Origin of the sequence: Streptomyces sp. NPDC087215, from assembly GCF_044744885.1 — a bacterium.
GTDB lineage: Bacteria > Actinomycetota > Actinomycetes > Streptomycetales > Streptomycetaceae > Streptomyces.
Window position 1 is genome coordinate 247911 of sequence record NZ_JBIUZD010000007.1, and the last position, 15765, is coordinate 263675.

Sequence of the window (15765 nt, forward strand, 5' to 3'; positions counted from 1 at the left end):
CTTTCGCTGGGTCCGTGGGGTGGGTGGGGGCGGTCTAGTTGGGGTGGAGGCCGGTGAATTCGAGACCGCGTCCCTCGGGCTCCCCGAACCGCACGTTCATGCACTGCACGGCGTTGCCCGCGCCGCCCTTGACGAGGTTGTCGAGCGCCGCGATCACGGTGACCGTGGAGGCGCCCCGGTCCAGGGCGAAACCGATGTCGCAGAAGTTGGAACCGGAGAGGATCTTGGCGTCGGGGAAGCGGTGCAGCCCGCGCCGGGCGGCCACGATCCGTACGAAGGGCTCACCCGCGTAGCGGCTCCGGTAGGCGGACCGGATCGCCCGCTCGTCGACGCCCTCGGCCAGGCTCGCGCGGCTCAGCAGCTGGACGCCCCTGACCGCCTCCACCCCGGTCGCCGACATCCGTACGGTGTGCCCGGTGGCCTGGGATATCTCCGCCTCGTGGCGGTGCCGGGTGGGGGCGAACACCCGGAGCGCACCGCTCCGTTCGGCGTGCAGGTTCTCCGCGCCCGCCTTCGCCCCGGAGCCGCTGGAGCCGGTCCTGGCGTCCACCGTGATGTCGCCCGCTATCAGTCCGGCCTCGGCGAGCGGCACCAGGGACAGGATCCCGGCGGCGGCCATGCAGCCGGGCACGGAGATCCGGTCCGCGGAGCGCAGCCGCTCGCGGTGGAACTCGGGGAGTCCCTGGACGAAGGTGTCGATCAGCCCGACGGCCTCGTGGGAGGCGCCGTAGTAGTCCTCGTACACCCCGGGGTCGTTCAGCCGGAAGTCGCCGGACAGATCGATGACCACCCCGGCCTTCTCCAGGAACTCCGGCATCCGCTGCATCGTCTCGCGGTGCGGGGTCGCCAGGAACAGCACGTCGCAGCGGGTGAGCTGGTCCTCCGCCGAGAACGTCAGCTTCGTGCGGTGCCGCAGATTGGGGTGGACGCCGTCGACCTGGCGTCCCTGGAGGGTGCGGGAGGTGGCGGCCACCACCTGGACCTGGGGGTGGCCGACGAGCAGCCTGAGCAGCTCCCCGCCGATGTACCCGGCGGCCCCCACCACTGCTGCGCGGATCATGACTCTGCCTTTGCTGTCAGGAGGGCGGCGATCGTGTCCGCCACATCGAGGTCGGTTCCGTACGTCGACTGCAGGCCCCGGAACTCGACCCGGTCGTTGACCTCCAGGACGGTGAGCAGGCCGCCCGGCTCCTCCAGGAGGTCCACCCCGGCGAGCGTGGCGCCGACGGTGTCCGCCGCCCGGACCGCGAGGGCGGTGAGGTCGTCGGTCAGCGGGCAGCGTTCGCTGACCGCGCCGCGCGCCACGTTGGTGCGCCAGTCCTCGCTCCTGCGGTACGTCGCCCCGACCGCCCGGCCGTCCACCACGAGGACCCGGATGTCCCGGTCCGCCTTGGCGACCTCGCGCTGGACGTAGACGACGTGCGACTGGGGGGAGGGCAGGGCGGCGACGTGTTCGAGCACCGCCTCGGCCATCGCCCGGCCGGTGACCCGGGTCACCAGCCGGCCCCAGGAGCCGACCAGGGGCTTGATGACCGCCGGATAGCCCAGTTCGTCCAGGGCCTTGAGGGCGGCCTCGGGGGTGAGGGCCAGGATGGTGTCGGGGGTGGGCACGCCCCCGGCGACCAGGGCCGCCGAGGTCTGCCACTTGTCCCCGCAGACGGCCGTGGCGGCGGCGCTGTTGACCACCGTCACGCCCGCCGACTCCAGTGCGGCAGCCGCGTACAGGGCCCGGTAGTGGCCCACTTCGCGGTTGAGCACGGTCCGCGGACCGTCCCAGGGTTCACCGGCCCGGACCGAAAGGGCACGGGGGTCGATGTGTTCGCATACGGCGCCGCGCCTCTCCAGCGCGGTCAGGATGTTCTTCTCCTCGAACCTGACCCGGGAGGCGAGGACACCGAGTCGCGCTGCCGCAGGGCTCATCAGGGTGATCTCCTTCTCGATGGTGGTGGCCGGTCCGTCTACTCGCCCCAGTCCTCCTCGACCTCGGGGGCCAGCAGCAGCCGCGGCGGCTCGACCGACTCGATCTCCAGCTCCAGCCGGCAGTCGGGGCACTCGACTATTTCGCTGACCCGGGCGTCCTGGCCCAGCGAAACCTCGGCGTCGCACTCGGGGCACGCGGGGGCGATCAAAGTGTCCTGCATGACGATTTCCTCAATTCTTCCGAAGGACGGTAAATCCGGGATACGGTCGACCTGGAATTACATTAGTGCTGCATTTCGGTCCGCCCGGTCCATTCCAATGAATGCTCTGGATCGGAACCGAGGCGAATACTTATGGGGCGGGAGCGAAGGGGGAGCCGGACGGGGCCGGGGGCCCAGGGCCACGGGCCGTCAGGCAGCGGCGCCCGCGAGCACCTGGGCCGCCCTGTCCGCGGTCCCGTCCGCCGGTCCCGTCCCGGGTCCGTGCGCCGGTCCGGCCTCCGCTCCGGGCCCCGCCTCCACCGGAAGGGCCTGCGGGGCGGTGTCGTCCGGGGGCGTGACCAGCGGGTAGGACCGCAGGGCCTGACGGAGCGCCTTCTCCGCGATGTCCGTGAAGCCCTCCGGTACGGCCCCGGTGGCCACCGCCAGCGTGACCGGCAGCGGCTCCGGCGGCGCCGGGAGCCCGGGGCGCACCGACGGGGCCAGGCCCCACAGTTCGTCCCCGTTGGCGACCAGGCACGTCATGCCGAGGCCCGCCTTGGCGGCCGACCGCAGCCCGATCAGCTCCTCGCTCTCGTACGAGACCCGCCAGGCGATGCCCGCGGCGTCGAGGGCGTCGCGGACCCGTCCGCGCAGGGTGCACGGCTCGGGGAAGAGCGCCAGCGGCACCGCCTCCCGCTCGCCGTGGGCAGGCCGGCCGAACCAGGCCAGCCGCATCCTGCCCAGTTCGACGCTGTCCGTGCCGGGCCCGGTCGGCTCGGCCTGGAGCAGCAGCGCCGCGTCGAGCTGGCCGCCGGTGAGCTGCGCCGCCAACTCCTCGCTCGAACCGGTCCGTACGCTCAGCTGGACCTGGGGCATCCCCCGGTTCAGCACCCGGAGGAACTCCGGCAGCACCTCCCCGAGCTGGCTCGACACGCCCACCGAGAGCATGACGTGGCCCGCCTGCGGGATGAACCGGTCGACCGCCTCGTCGTTCAGCGCCACCATCCGGCGGGCGTACCTGAGGAGTTCCTCGCCCCGTGGACTGAGCCGCAGGTTGCGTCCCGTGGAGGCGAACACGGGACTTCTGATGAGACCGCTCAGCTGTCGTATCTGCTGGCTGACCGCGGGCTGAGTGATGTGCAGGGACTCCGCCGCCCGCCGGAAACCACCGAGTTCGACCACGGCGACCAGCGTCCTCAGCCTGTTGATCTGCAAGTCGTGATGCATACTCCCACCTACATCGTCGGGGACGTTCCGTCTTCCGCGATCCGGTGTCGCGTGTTCCTTGCCGAGTGTTCCGCGAGGTCTTGGATGAAGCGTAGATCCGGGGGTTTCGCCGCCGCCACGGATGGGCTCACGGACCGCATGTGACATCGTCATGCCGTCGGTATGCGCTGTTCAAGAACGGGGAATCAGCCCGCCTTATTCGATTCATAAACACGCGCCATCGAATTTCCTCCCCGCAATTCTCCCGGCTGTCTAATGTGAATGACCGAAGAGCGATTTCACGGAACCCGAGGAGAGACGTCATGCTCGCAGCCACCGCCGGTCCCGCAGTGCAGCAGGGAGTCCAGATACAGTTCGCCGACCCGGCGCTCACCACCCGCAGCCCCGGCGAGGAGTTCGCCTGGTCGGTCCGCGCCGCCGACGCGGACCAGGACCACACGGTGCCCTTCCAGGCCCATCTCCCGGCCGTCTTCCCGCTGTTCGCGACCCGGCCGCGCTACGCCGTACGCCACCTGCTCAAGACCGCCTCGGTGGCCGACGCGCCGGTGACCTTCGTGCACGAGCCGCCCGCCGCGAAGCTGGCCGCCGCCGGAACCTCCTACCAGGCCACCCCCGAGGGCGCGTTCGCCCCGCGCCTTGAGCGGGCCGAGCTCACCGACCTGACCGTGCGCGTGCCGCTGCCCGACGGCCTCCTGGACCAGCCCGCGCTGCTCGCCTCCTTCATCGACTACCGGGTCCTGGTCCGCCTCTCCGTCGTCGAGAACGAGACCCTGCTGCACGGCAGCGCCGACAAGGCGATCAGCGGCCTCCTGAACCTCCCGCAGATCCGCCGGGGACAGCTCGGCGAGGACGTCTACGCCTCCATCACCGAGGCCGCGGCCGAGGTCGAGGAGACCGGCGGCTCCTGCGACGGGATCGTCGTCCACCCCTTCACCTACTGGGAGCTGGTCAGGACCGGAGTGCTCGGCCAGCTGGGCGCCGCCGGCATCACCGTCTCGCGCACCCGCATGATCCCGCGCGGCCAGGTCCTGCTCGGCGACTTCCGGGCCGCCGTCACCCTGCTCGTCCCGGGCGTGGCCTCGCTGACCCTGCGCCGGGGCGCGGGCCCCGGCGGCTCCGACGCCGTCGAGGCGAGCAGCCGCATCGGCCTCGCCGTCCACCTGCCCCAGCACTTCCTGCTGCTGACCAGCGGCTGACGCGCGACCGACCCGCCACCCGGCGCGGCCGACCGCGCCGACGGCACCGGCGGCCGACCGCGCCGACGGCACCACGAAGGGACCCCCACCATGACCGGCCCCTCTCCGACGGACCGCCCGCCGCGCGTCCTCTACATCACCGGATGGATGCGCAGCGGCAGCACCCTGCTCGGCAACGTCCTCAACGAGATCCCCGGCGTCCGGCACGTCGGCGAACTCCACTACCTCTGGCGCAACGGCGTCCTGGGCGCCGGCACCAACACCAGCTGCGGCTGCGGCGAGCCGGTCCGCTCCTGCCCGCTCTGGTCCGAGGTCCTCGCGGAGCTGCCCGAGGGCTCCGTCGAGGCCGTCGCGCACCGCACGACCACCCTCCAGCACGCCCTGCTGCGCACCCGCCACACCCCGGCCCGGCTCGCCGAGGCCCGCGGCGAACGGCCCGCGCCCCCCGGCGTGGACGAACTCCTCGACCGGTCGGCCGCCGTCTACCGGAGGGTGGCCGCCCTCGGCGCCGACCGGCTGATCGTGGACGGCTCGAAGTACCCGGCGGAGGCGGCGGCCCTCCTCGGCCGCCGCGACCTGGACGTCCGGGTGCTGCACATCGTGCGGGACCCCCGGGCCACGGCCCTGTCCTACCGCAGCGCCAAGGAGTACATCGACCCCATGTCCCCGGCCCGCAGCAGCGGTTACTGGACCGCCTTCAACCTCGCCTCCGAACTCGTCGGCCGCACGGCGGGCGGACGCTACCTCCGGGTCCGCCACGAGGACCTGTCCCGCGATCCGCGCGAGGTCACGGCCCGGGTGCTCCGCTTCGCCGGGCTCGACGACGAGTCCCCGGTGGACGCCCTGGGACGCGTACCGCTCGGCGCCAACCACACCGTCACCGGCAACCCCGACCGGCTGCGCCGGGGCGTCACCCACATCCGGCCCGACGAGCGGTGGCGCACGGCGCTGCCGGGCACCGCCATCGCGGCGGCCACGGCGGCGGCGGCCCCCCTGCTCTCCCGCTACGGCTACCCGCTGGCCCCCGTCCGCACCGCCCTCGCGGGGTGAGGGCGGTGGACCTGGGACTCACCGGACGGGCCGCGCTCGTCGCGGCCTCCAGCAGCGGGATCGGCCTCGCGGTGGCCCGCGTCCTGGCCTCGGAGGGCGCCGACGTGTCGCTCTGCGGCCGGGACCCCGAGCGGCTGGCCCGCGCCCACCGGGAGGTGGACGGATCCGGGCCCGGCCGGGTGCTGAGCACCGTGGTGGACCTGCGCGACGAGGACGCCGCCGCGGCCTGGGTGCGGCGCACCGCCGAGGAGTTCGGGGCCCTGCACGTGGTGGTCACCAACTCCGGCGGGGTGCCCTTCGGCCCCGTGGAGGACTTCGCGGTCGCCGAGTACCGGGCGGCGGTCAACGAGAACCTGCTGCCCCACGTGTCGCTGTCGCTGGCCGCCGCCCCGTACCTGCGGGAGGCCGGCTGGGGCCGGATCGTGATGCTCACCTCGGAGTCGGTGCGCCAGCCCCATCCGGGCAGCGGACTGTCCTCGGTGGCCCGGCTCGGCGTCCTCGGTTTCGCCAAGGGGCTCGTCCACGCCTTCGGCCCGGCCGGAGTGACCGTGAACGTGCTCGCGCCGGGCTTCCACCGCACCCCGATCCTCGACGTGCAGTACGGGGAGAAGGTGGAGGAGCGGCTGGCCGAGGTGGCCGCCGGGATCCCGCTCGGCCGGATCGGCCGCGCCGAGGACCTGGGCGCCCTGGTCGCCTTCCTCGCCAGCGAACAGGCCGGGTACGTCACCGGCGGGGTGCTGGTCGCGGACGGCGGCAACACCCGGGGCATCGGCTGACCCGGCCCCCCGCCCGACACCTGCCGCCCGTACCGCCCGCCCCACCGGCTGCCGCACCAGGCCTGCCGCGCCCCATACCGCCCGCCCCACACCCGTCACCCCGCACCCGGCTGCCGCACCGGCCGCCCCCGAGCCGTCCCGTACGGGAATCCCCCGCCCGTACGGGACACCCCTCCCGTACGCCCCGGTCCGTACGCGTCCCCACCGCGCCCGGCCCCCACCCGTACGCACCCGGGACCCGCCCCTCAGGGCGCCGCGGTCCCGGAGCCCCGGCCCCACCCGCACGCCCCCGCCCGTGGCGAATCGGCTCAGCCCGTACGCCCCCGCCCGCCGGGCCCCGTGACCACCGCACCACCGGTCCGCCCGCCCACCGCCCACATCCGAAGGAGTCCCGTTCATGCAAGTCCTCGGGGAAGTCGCCAGTTCACGCGAGGCCGCGCTCTACGTGGTCAAGCTGGGCAGCGCCACTCTGCTCCACAGCAAGGTCTTCGACGAGCTGCTCGAACTCAGCCGACGCGGCGCCCGGCTGCTCGTCATCGCCGGGGGAGCGGCCGGGATCGCCGAGCACTACCGGCGCACCGGCCGCGAGATCCGCACCCTGGTGTCCCGCACCGGCGACGAGATCCGCTACTGCCCGCCGGAGGAGATGCGGCACATCGTCGCCGCGTACGAGGAGGTCACCCTCCCCCTGGTGGAGGAGGAGCTGACCAGCCGCGGACTGTCCGTCTTCGCCGCCGTCGCACGCACCGGCGCCCTGGTCAAGGCCACCGCCAACGGCCCGCTGCGCATCCAGGAGGAAGGAAGGACCCGACTGGTCCGCGACCACCGCGCGGGCACCGTCAGCTCCGTGGACGTGCCCCGGCTCAGCGGCCTCCTGGCCACCTTCGACGTGGTCTGCCTCTCCCCGCCGGTCGCCGACGCCGACGGCGGCACCCCGCTCAACGTGGACGCCGACGTGCTCGCCGCCGAGGCGGCCCTGGCCCTGGACGCCGACCACCTGCGCCTGGTCACCGGCACCGCGGGACTGCTCACGGACCCCGCCGACCCCACCAGCAGCCTGCGCCACCTCACCGAGGGCGAGGGACGGCGCTACGCCAAGGGCAGGATGCGGCAGAAGGTCAGAGCGGCCGAGATCGCCCTGAAGGGCACCTCCGACACCGCCATCACCGGCCCGCACACCCTGTCCGCCGCGGGAGCCACCTGGTTCTGGCGGGCCCCCGCCCCCGCCGCCGACCTCGAACTGCTCGCCCGTACCGTCGAGTTGTCCTCGGTCTCCCGCGACGAACGCGAGATCGCGGAGTTCCTCGCCGGGTGGTGCGAGGAGAACGGCATCAAGGCCGAGATCGACGCCGCGAACAACCTGGTCGCCACCAAGGGGGCGGGCCCCCGGCGGCTGCTGATGCTCGGACACCTGGACACCGTCCCGCACCGCTGGCCGGCCCGCTGGGACGGCGAAGTGCTCTCCGGACGCGGCTCGGTGGACGCCAAGGGCAGCCTGGTCGCCTTCCTCCAGACCCTGGCCGCGTTCGACCCGCCCGAGGGCGTCGAGGTCCGTGTCGTCGGCGCGGTCGAGGAGGAGATCACCGGCGCCGGAGCCTTCCACGTCCGCGACGCCCAGCCCGTCGCCGACGCGGTGATCGTGGGCGAACCCAGCGGCGCCGAAGCCCTCACCCTCGGCTACTACGGCCTCGTCAAGATCCGCTACAGCGTGCGGGAACCCACCGGACACACCGCGGGCGAAGGCGTCCGCACCGCCGGGGACCGCATGGTGGAGGTGCTCGCCGGACTGCCCGCGGCGGTGGCCGGACTGCACCCGGACGCGCTGACCGCCGTCCTCGGCGTCCGGGCGCTCAACCAGGGCGACACCCAGGCGGGCGAGGCCGTGGTGGACGTCCGCGTCCCCCCTGGCCTGGACGTCACCGAGACGGTGGAGGCCCTGCGGGCACTCGCCGCCGACCCGGTGCGCTTCGAGGTCCTGCGGGCCACCCCCGGAGTGAGCACCGGCCGCACCAGCCCCCTGGTCAAGGCCTTCCAACGGGCCTTCAGGGCCGGAGGAGTCACCCCCCGGTACCTGATGAAGAAGGGCAGCAGCGACATGAACACCCTCGCCACCACCTGGCACGGCGTCCCCATGGTCGCCTACGGGCCCGGCGACGCGAAGCTCGACCACACCCCAGACGAACACCTGCACGCGGACGAATTCCGGCGGGCCCAGCGCCTGCTGGCGGCCGCGGTCCGAGAATGGAGCTTGATGTGACCGTCCTGACGGCCGCCGCCCCCGGGCAGGATCTCGCGGCCCCCTTCGTCCACTGCGCCTGCTACCCGGGATCGACGGTCTGGCTGACCGGCCTGCCCAGCGCGGGCAAGACCACCGTCGCGTACGCCGCCGCCGAGATCCTGCGCTCACGCGGCCGCCGCGTGGAGGTCCTCGACGGCGACGAACTGCGCCAGACGTTCTCCTCCGGCCTCGGCTACTCCCGCGGCGACCGGCGCAGCAACGTCGAACGCATCGGCCGGGTCGCCCAGGTGCTCGCCCGCAACGGCGTCACCGTCCTCGTCCCCGTCATCGCCCCCTACGCCGACGCCCGCGACCTGGTGCGCTCCTGGCACCGGGGCAGCGGCACCGACTTCCTGGAGGTCCATGTGGCCGCCCCCCTCTCGGTCTGCGCCCGCCGCGACGTCAAGGGCCTCTACGCCCGCCAGGCGGCCGGCGAGATCAGCGGCCTGACCGGCGTCGACGACCCCTACGAGGAGCCGCTCGCACCCGACCTGCGGATCGCCTCGCACACCCAGACCGTCACCGAGTCCGCGCAGGAGCTGCTCGCCCTGCTGGCCGAAAGGGGGCTGGCATGACCGCCACGACCGTCACCGGGACGGCCGCGCCCGCCGCACCGCCGTCCGCCGTCCGCCCCCGGGACGCCTACGGCCTCTCCCACCTCGACGCCGTCGAGTCCGAGGCCGTGCACATCTTCCGCGAGGTGGCGGGGGAGTTCGAGCGGCCGGTGATCCTCTTCTCCGGCGGCAAGGACTCCATCGTCATGCTGCACCTGGCGCTGAAGGCCTTCCGGCCCGCGCCGCTGCCCTTCGCCCTGCTGCACGTGGACACCGGGCACAACTTCCCCGAGGTCCTCGCCTACCGCGACCGGGTGGTCGCCGAGCACGGGCTGCGGCTGCACGTCGCCCGGGTGCAGGACTTCATCGACGACGGCCGACTGCGCGAACGCCCCGACGGCACCCGCAACCCGCTCCAGACCGTCCCCCTGCTCGACGCCATCACCACCGGCCGCTACGACGCCGTCTTCGGCGGCGGGCGGCGCGACGAGGAGAAGGCCCGCGCCAAGGAGCGGGTGTTCTCGCTGCGCGACGAGTTCGGCGCCTGGGACCCGCGCCGCCAGCGCCCCGAGCTGTGGTCGCTCTACAACGGCCGCCACGCCCCCGGCGAGCACGTCCGGGTCTTCCCGCTCTCCAACTGGACCGAACTGGACGTCTGGCAGTACATCCAGCGCGAGGCGATCGACCTCCCGGAGATCTACTACGCCCACCACCGCGAGGTCTTCGCCCGCGACGGCATGTGGCTGGCACCCGGAGAGTGGGGCGGCCCGCGCGCCGCCGAACGGCTGGAGACCCGCCTGGTCCGCTACCGCACGGTCGGCGACATGTCCTGCACCGGAGCGGTGGAGTCCGCCGCCACCACCGTGGAGGCCGTGATCACCGAGATCGCCGCCTCACGGCTCACCGAACGCGGCGCCACCCGCGCCGACGACAAGCTCTCGGAAGCCGCCATGGAAGACCGCAAACGCGAAGGGTACTTCTAGCCGTGAACATCACCGATGCGCTGAACTCCGCGCCGCCCCACGCGCCGTACGGTCCGGGCACCGCGGTGGACACCCTGCGGTTCGCCACCGCCGGTTCCGTCGACGACGGCAAGTCCACCCTGGTCGGACGGCTCCTCCACGACTCCAAGTCCGTCCTCGCCGACCAGCTGGAGGCCGTCGAGCACGCCTCCAGGAAACGCGGCCAGGAGGCACCCGACCTGGCACTGCTCACCGACGGCCTGCGGGCCGAACGCGAGCAGGGCATCACCATCGACGTCGCCTACCGCTACTTCGCCACCGCCCGCCGCCGCTTCATCCTCGCCGACACCCCCGGCCATGTGCAGTACACCCGCAACATGGTCACCGGCGCCTCCACCGCCGACCTCGCGCTCGTCCTCGTCGACGCCCGCAACGGAGTCGTCGAGCAGACCCGCAGACACCTCGCCGTCGCCGCCCTCCTGCGCATCCGCCATGTGACCCTGGTGGTCAACAAGATGGACCTGGTGGACTGCTCGGAGGAGGTCTTCGCCCGGACCGCCGCCTCGTTCGCCGAGTGCGCCGCCGCCCTCGGCGTCGACCGGGTGACCGCCATCCCGATCTCGGCCCTCGCCGGGGACAACGTGGTGCGCCCCTCCGAGCGCATGGACTGGTACGCGGGACCCACGGTCCTCGAACACCTGGAGTCGGTCCCGGTGGGCGCCGACCCGCGCACCGAGTCGGCCCGCCTGCCCGTCCAGTACGTCATCCGGCCGGGCACCGCCGCCCACCCCGACTACCGGGGCTACGCGGGCCAGATCACCTCCGGGGTGCTCCGGGTCGGCGAGCGGGTCACGGCCCTGCCGTCCGGTGCGGTCAGCACCGTCGTGGGCATCGACACCCTCGACGGGACCGGCACCGACACCGCCTGGGCACCCCAGTCGGTGACCGTGCGCCTGGCCGACGACCTCGACATCGCCCGGGGCGACCTGCTGGCCCCGGCGGCCACCGCGCCGCACCCCGTCCGCCGGTTCACGGCCACCGTCTGCCACCTCGGCGAGCAGCCGCTCCACGTCGGCCGGCAGGTGCTGCTGCGGCACGCCACCCGTACCGTCCGGGCGGTGGTCGCGGAGATCTCCTCGCGGCTCGACATGCAGGACCTCTCCGAGCGTCCGGGACCCGACCGCCTCGGCGTCAACGACATCGGACGGATCACGGTCCGCACCGCCGCACCGGTCGCCCTGGACGGTTACGAGGACTTCCGGCGCACCGGCTCGTTCCTGCTGATCGACCCCCTCGACGGCAGCACCCTCACCGCCGGGATGGCGGACTCCCCGGCTCCGTCGGAAGGGGGGTGACGCCCTCGGAAGATGACCATGAGAACTTCATGTCGGCCCGGTGACACAGGCACTGTCGGCCCTTCCCCCGGCACAGCAGACTCTTTCTCGTCAGCAAGCCGAAACCCATCGGGAAGGGCCGACATGAACCTCGACATCGCCACCGCCGTCACCGCCATAGCCGAGGACCTGGTCATCGAGGACTTCTCCGGGGCGGGCACCGAGCCGTACCAGCCCGGCACCTGCATCTGCTGGACCCCGGCCGACCCGCTCGCCGAGTAGTCCACCCCGTACGACCCGCACAGCACGTACGGCACACAGCACGCACGGCACACGCACCTCTTCGCGCCACGCACGGCACGACAGGGCACACGCACCCCCGCACACCCCAGCGCACGGCACGGACACCGCACGGACACCGCACGACACGCACCCGAGCAAGGTCCACAGGCCGCACACCAGAGGAGGAATCGGTGGCACAGCGCCAGGGCACCACGCACGGACTCGGATTCAAGGCGCATCTGAAGGCCGAAGTCGTCCCGGGAGAAGGCGTGTTCCTCATCTCCGAACGCGGAGTCACCGCGCTGCGCGGATCCTGCGTCACCACCCTGGCCCCCCTGCTCGACGGCACCCGCACCCTCGACCGGCTCGTCGCCGACGCCGGTACCCTCCCCGCCGACCAGGTCAGACAGGTCGTCACCCGGCTGCTGGGCTCCGGACTCCTCACCCACCGCGCCCCCGGCGCCCCCGCCGCGAGCACCGCGGGCGAGGCCTTCTGGGAACTCGCCGGAGTGGACGGCGACGAGGCCGCCCGCCGCACCGGCAGCGGAACCGTCGCCGCCACCGGACGCGGCAGCGAAGCGGGCGCCGGCGCCGAGGAACTCCTCGCCGCGCTGGGCTCCGCCGGACTGCGGGTCCACCGGCCCGGCCAGGGGAGCGGGACGCCCGGCCTGGCGCTCGTCCTGTGCGACACCTACCTCGACCCCGCGCTGGCCGAACTGGACGCCGCGTACCGCGCCACGGGCACCCCCTGGCTGCCCGTCCGCCTGAGCGGTGAACAGCCCTGGATCGGACCGGTGTTCCAGCCCGGCGACGGCCCCTGCTGGCACTGCCTGGCCGAACCGCTGCGCCGCAACCGCCCCGCGGAGGCGTACCTCGGCCGGGCCCTCGGCCGCCCCGTCAGCGTCCCGCCCTCCAGCCTGGCGGCGGGCCGCGCCGTCGGACTCCACCTCGCCTGCCTCGAAGCCGTCAAATGGATGGCGGGCCACCGCCACCCGGGCCAGAACGCCCTGTGGACCATGGACACCCTGACCCTCGCGGGCCGCCACCACCCCGTGCGCCCCCGCCCCCAGTGCCCGTCCTGCGGCGACCCCGGCGTGACGGCCCGCCGCATCTGGGCGCCCGTCCGCCCGACCAGCCGCCCCAAGTCCGCCACCGGCACCGGCGAACGCTCACTGACCCCCGAGGAGATGCTGGAACGGTACGGACACCTCGTCGACGAACTGACCGGCGTGGTCAAGGAGGTCCGCCGCGACCGGCGCGACCCCGGCTTCCTCAACTGCTACCACTCCGGGCACAACCCGGCCTCCTCGGCGACCGGACTCGCCGCGGTGCGCGCCGGGCTGCGCAGCCACAGCTCCGGCAAGGGCACCACCCCCCTCCAGGCCCGGGTCAGCGCCCTGTGCGAGGCCGTCGAACGGCACAGCGGCTACCGCCAGGGCGACGAACCCACCCTGAGAGCCACCTACCGCGAGGTCGCCGACCGCGCCGTCCACCCCGACACCGTCCAGCTCTTCCACCCGCGCCAGTTCGTCGGCCGGGAGGTCTGGAACGCCGAACACGCCCCGGCCCACCGGATCTGCACGCCCTTCGAGGAGGACACCCCGGTCGACTGGACCCCCGTGTGGTCCCTGACCGCGGGCCGCCACCGGCTGCTGCCCACGTCCATGCTCTACTACGACGCCCCCTGCCCCACGGGCTCCTTCTCGGCCCACTCCAACGGCACGGCCGCGGGCAGCTCCCGCGAGGACGCCATCGTCCAGGGCTTCCTGGAACTCGTCGAACGCGACGCCGTCGCCCTGTGGTGGTACAACCGCACCCGTCAGCCCGGCGTCGACCTCGCCTCCTTCGACGACCCCTGGATCGAGGAGATACGCAGGGCCCACCTCGGCCTCGACCGCGAACTGTGGGTCCTCGACCTGACCAGCGACCTCGGCATCCCCGTGTTCGCCGCGCTCTCCCGGCGCACCGACAAACCGGCCCAGGACATCACCCTCGGCTTCGGCGCCCACTTCGACCCCCGGGTGGCGCTGCGGCGGGCCGTGGCCGAGGTCAACCAGATGCTGCCGCCGGTCGTCGCCGCCACCGCCGACGGCGACGGCTACACCTGCGACGAACCCGTCCCGCTGTACTGGTGGCAGACCGCCACCACCGACAACCAGCCCTATCTGGTCCCCGGCGGCCCGCCCCGCACCGCCGCCGACTTCCCGTACACCCCCCGCGCCGACCTCGCGGCCGACGTGGCGGCGGCCGAGGAACTGGCCCGCGGCCTCGGCAGCGAACTGCTGGTCCTCGACCAGACCAGAGCGGACGTGGGACTGCCCGTCGTCAAGGTGATCGTGCCCGGACTGCGCACCTTCTGGGCCCGCTTCGCCCCCGGCCGCCTCTACGACGTCCCGGTACGCCTGGGCCGCCTGGCCGCCCCCACCCGATACGAGGACCTCAACCCGGTCCCCCTCTTCCTGTGACACCGTCGCCGTAGCATCCGTGAGGTCCCCGCCATGAAGTCTTCCGCCCCGCCCGCGCCGCGGGACACCCGCCTGATCGAGCTCTGGTCGCTCCGCGAGGACACCAAGGTGCGGACGGCGGCGGACGAAGCCGGGACCGGCCTGGTCAGCACCCTCTGGGAGGACATCCGGCTGCCGATGTCCGACCCGGTCGTCCACCGGGCGCTCGAACGCATGACGTACGGCCCGGTGTCGCTGGACAACGTCCTGCCCGGCTTCAGCGCGACCGGCACCGTCTCCCGCGATCCGCGCCGAGCCGCCCTGCGCTCCACTCTCGACGCGGTCCGCCAGGCCGTGATCCGCACCCTCGCCCTGACCGACGGCACCGAGCAGCTCTCGGTGGTCCCGATCGTGCGCGAGGCCCGCTTCACCCCCCGTATGCCCGCCCCGGAGACCACGCACCGGCTGTCCCGGTTCGCCACCCTGCGCGCCGGCACCGGGGACATGGTCCTCGAATCCCCGCTCAGCACCCACCGGGTGGTGCTGCACACCCCCCAGGCCATGTGGCTGGTCAGCTGCTACGTCCGGCCCGCCTCCGTCCGTGACACGGCCCGGCTCCTCGACATCCCGCTGGAGGTGGTGCGCAAGGCGGTCGGCTATCTGGAGGCGTCCGGGATGCTGGTCCCCGGCGCCGAAGGCCCCGACGAGGGCCACTCCTTCGCCGAGGACCGGGACCCCGCACTGGAGCACTGGTCGCCGCGCGAACTGATGCTGCACAACCGCAGCAGGCCCGGACTCCACGACGAACCGCTCGGCCTGGCCCGCAGGTCCGCCGAGGAACCGGGCGACCCGGGGGAGCGCCGCCGGGACGGCGGCGGCACACCGCTGCCGGTGCCCGACCTCGACCGGGTCCTCGCCACCGACCCCCGTCTGACCACCGCGCTCGAAGCCCGCCGCTCGGTCCGCGCGGACGACGGACTGCCCCTCTCCCTGGCCCAGTTGGGCGAGCTGCTGTACCGCGCGGCCCGCGCCCGCCCGGCCGGCGGACGGCCCTACCCGAGCGTCGGCTCCGTCTACCCGCTGGAGCTGTACGTCACCGTGGTCGGCTCCGCCGAACTCCCGCGCGGCTCCTACCACTACGACCCGGCGGCCCACGCCCTCCACCCGCTGGGCGCCCGGCCCGCCCTGGTGGACGCCCTGCTCGGCGAGGCGGGCGCCACCGCGGGCCTGAGCGCGGAACCCCCCGTCCTGATCAGCATGACGGCCCGCTTCCGGCGGATCAGCGCCGCCTACCCGGGCATCGCCTACAGCGCGCTGCTCAAGGAGGTCGGCGCCCTCCAGCAGACGCTCTATCTGGTCTCCACGGCCATGGGCATCGGACCGTGCGCGCTGGCCTTCGGCGACACCGCGACCTCCGCCCGAGCCTTCGGCCTCGACTGGCGCGCGGAGTCGGGCGTGGGGGAGTTCGTGCTGGCCGCACTGCCCGGCGGGGCACCTTCCGCCGATCACGGCCGAACCGGTACGAGATACCCCTGAACGAAA

General features: G+C 73.4%; 14 protein-coding genes. 10 read left to right on the forward strand and 4 right to left on the reverse strand.

The window, feature by feature from the left end; all coding sequences use genetic code 11:
* Positions 1-34 precede the first annotated feature (34 nt).
* The 4 genes from argC to ACIO92_RS20590 form a co-directional block, all read right to left on the reverse strand.
* Positions 35-1060 carry an N-acetyl-gamma-glutamyl-phosphate reductase gene (gene argC, locus ACIO92_RS20575; RefSeq protein WP_401239109.1) on the reverse strand — a complete coding sequence of 342 codons (1026 nt, stop codon included), beginning with the start codon at positions 1058-1060 and terminating at the stop codon, positions 35-37.
* Positions 1057-1920: a RimK family alpha-L-glutamate ligase gene (locus ACIO92_RS20580; RefSeq protein ID WP_366441242.1), complete on the reverse strand. Its 864-nt coding sequence runs from the start codon at positions 1918-1920 to the stop codon at positions 1057-1059. The genes argC and ACIO92_RS20580 overlap by 4 nt, the downstream gene beginning before the upstream one ends.
* 38 nt (positions 1921-1958) lie before the next feature.
* Positions 1959-2141, reverse strand: coding sequence for a lysine biosynthesis protein LysW (gene lysW, locus ACIO92_RS20585; protein WP_351781317.1), 183 nt, complete (start codon positions 2139-2141; stop codon positions 1959-1961).
* A gap of 189 nt (positions 2142-2330) precedes the next feature.
* Entirely contained in the window at positions 2331-3347 is a 1017-nt protein-coding gene (locus ACIO92_RS20590) for a LysR family transcriptional regulator (RefSeq protein ID WP_402058027.1), read from the reverse strand.
* Between the two features lie 302 nt (positions 3348-3649).
* On the opposite strand from ACIO92_RS20590, the gene ACIO92_RS20595 reads away from it, so the two are divergent.
* From ACIO92_RS20595 to ACIO92_RS20640, 10 genes are all read left to right on the forward strand, one after another.
* Complete coding sequence (locus ACIO92_RS20595; RefSeq protein WP_366441244.1) at positions 3650-4543, forward strand: family 3 encapsulin nanocompartment shell protein; 894 nt, start codon at positions 3650-3652, stop codon at positions 4541-4543.
* A gap of 90 nt (positions 4544-4633) precedes the next feature.
* The gene (locus tag ACIO92_RS20600) at positions 4634-5593 is read left to right on the forward strand and encodes a sulfotransferase (protein WP_366441245.1); all 960 of its coding nucleotides are present in this window, start codon (positions 4634-4636) and stop codon (positions 5591-5593) included.
* 5 nt (positions 5594-5598) lie between these two features.
* Positions 5599-6369, forward strand: coding sequence for an SDR family oxidoreductase (locus tag ACIO92_RS20605; protein ID WP_366441246.1), 771 nt, complete (start codon positions 5599-5601; stop codon positions 6367-6369).
* A 397-nt stretch (positions 6370-6766) separates the two neighbouring features.
* Positions 6767-8626 carry a M20/M25/M40 family metallo-hydrolase gene (locus ACIO92_RS20610; RefSeq protein WP_366441247.1) on the forward strand — a complete coding sequence of 620 codons (1860 nt, stop codon included), beginning with the start codon at positions 6767-6769 and terminating at the stop codon, positions 8624-8626.
* Complete coding sequence (cysC, locus tag ACIO92_RS20615; RefSeq protein ID WP_366441248.1) at positions 8623-9222, forward strand: adenylyl-sulfate kinase; 600 nt, start codon at positions 8623-8625, stop codon at positions 9220-9222. The genes ACIO92_RS20610 and cysC overlap by 4 nt, the downstream gene beginning before the upstream one ends.
* The gene (cysD, locus tag ACIO92_RS20620) at positions 9219-10184 is read left to right on the forward strand and encodes a sulfate adenylyltransferase subunit CysD (RefSeq protein ID WP_366441249.1); all 966 of its coding nucleotides are present in this window, start codon (positions 9219-9221) and stop codon (positions 10182-10184) included. The genes cysC and cysD overlap by 4 nt, the downstream gene beginning before the upstream one ends.
* Positions 10185-10204: 20 nt before the next feature.
* Positions 10205-11518, forward strand: coding sequence for a sulfate adenylyltransferase subunit 1 (locus tag ACIO92_RS20625; protein ID WP_401239306.1), 1314 nt, complete (start codon positions 10205-10207; stop codon positions 11516-11518).
* A gap of 123 nt (positions 11519-11641) precedes the next feature.
* The gene (locus ACIO92_RS20630) at positions 11642-11779 is read left to right on the forward strand and encodes a hypothetical protein (protein ID WP_366441250.1); all 138 of its coding nucleotides are present in this window, start codon (positions 11642-11644) and stop codon (positions 11777-11779) included.
* Between the two features lie 191 nt (positions 11780-11970).
* The gene (locus ACIO92_RS20635; protein ID WP_366441251.1) at positions 11971-14244 is read left to right on the forward strand and encodes a TOMM precursor leader peptide-binding protein; all 2274 of its coding nucleotides are present in this window, start codon (positions 11971-11973) and stop codon (positions 14242-14244) included.
* Positions 14245-14277: 33 nt separating this feature from the next.
* Positions 14278-15759: a SagB family peptide dehydrogenase gene (locus ACIO92_RS20640; protein WP_366441252.1), complete on the forward strand. Its 1482-nt coding sequence runs from the start codon at positions 14278-14280 to the stop codon at positions 15757-15759.
* The last annotated feature ends 6 nt before the right edge of the window (positions 15760-15765 follow it).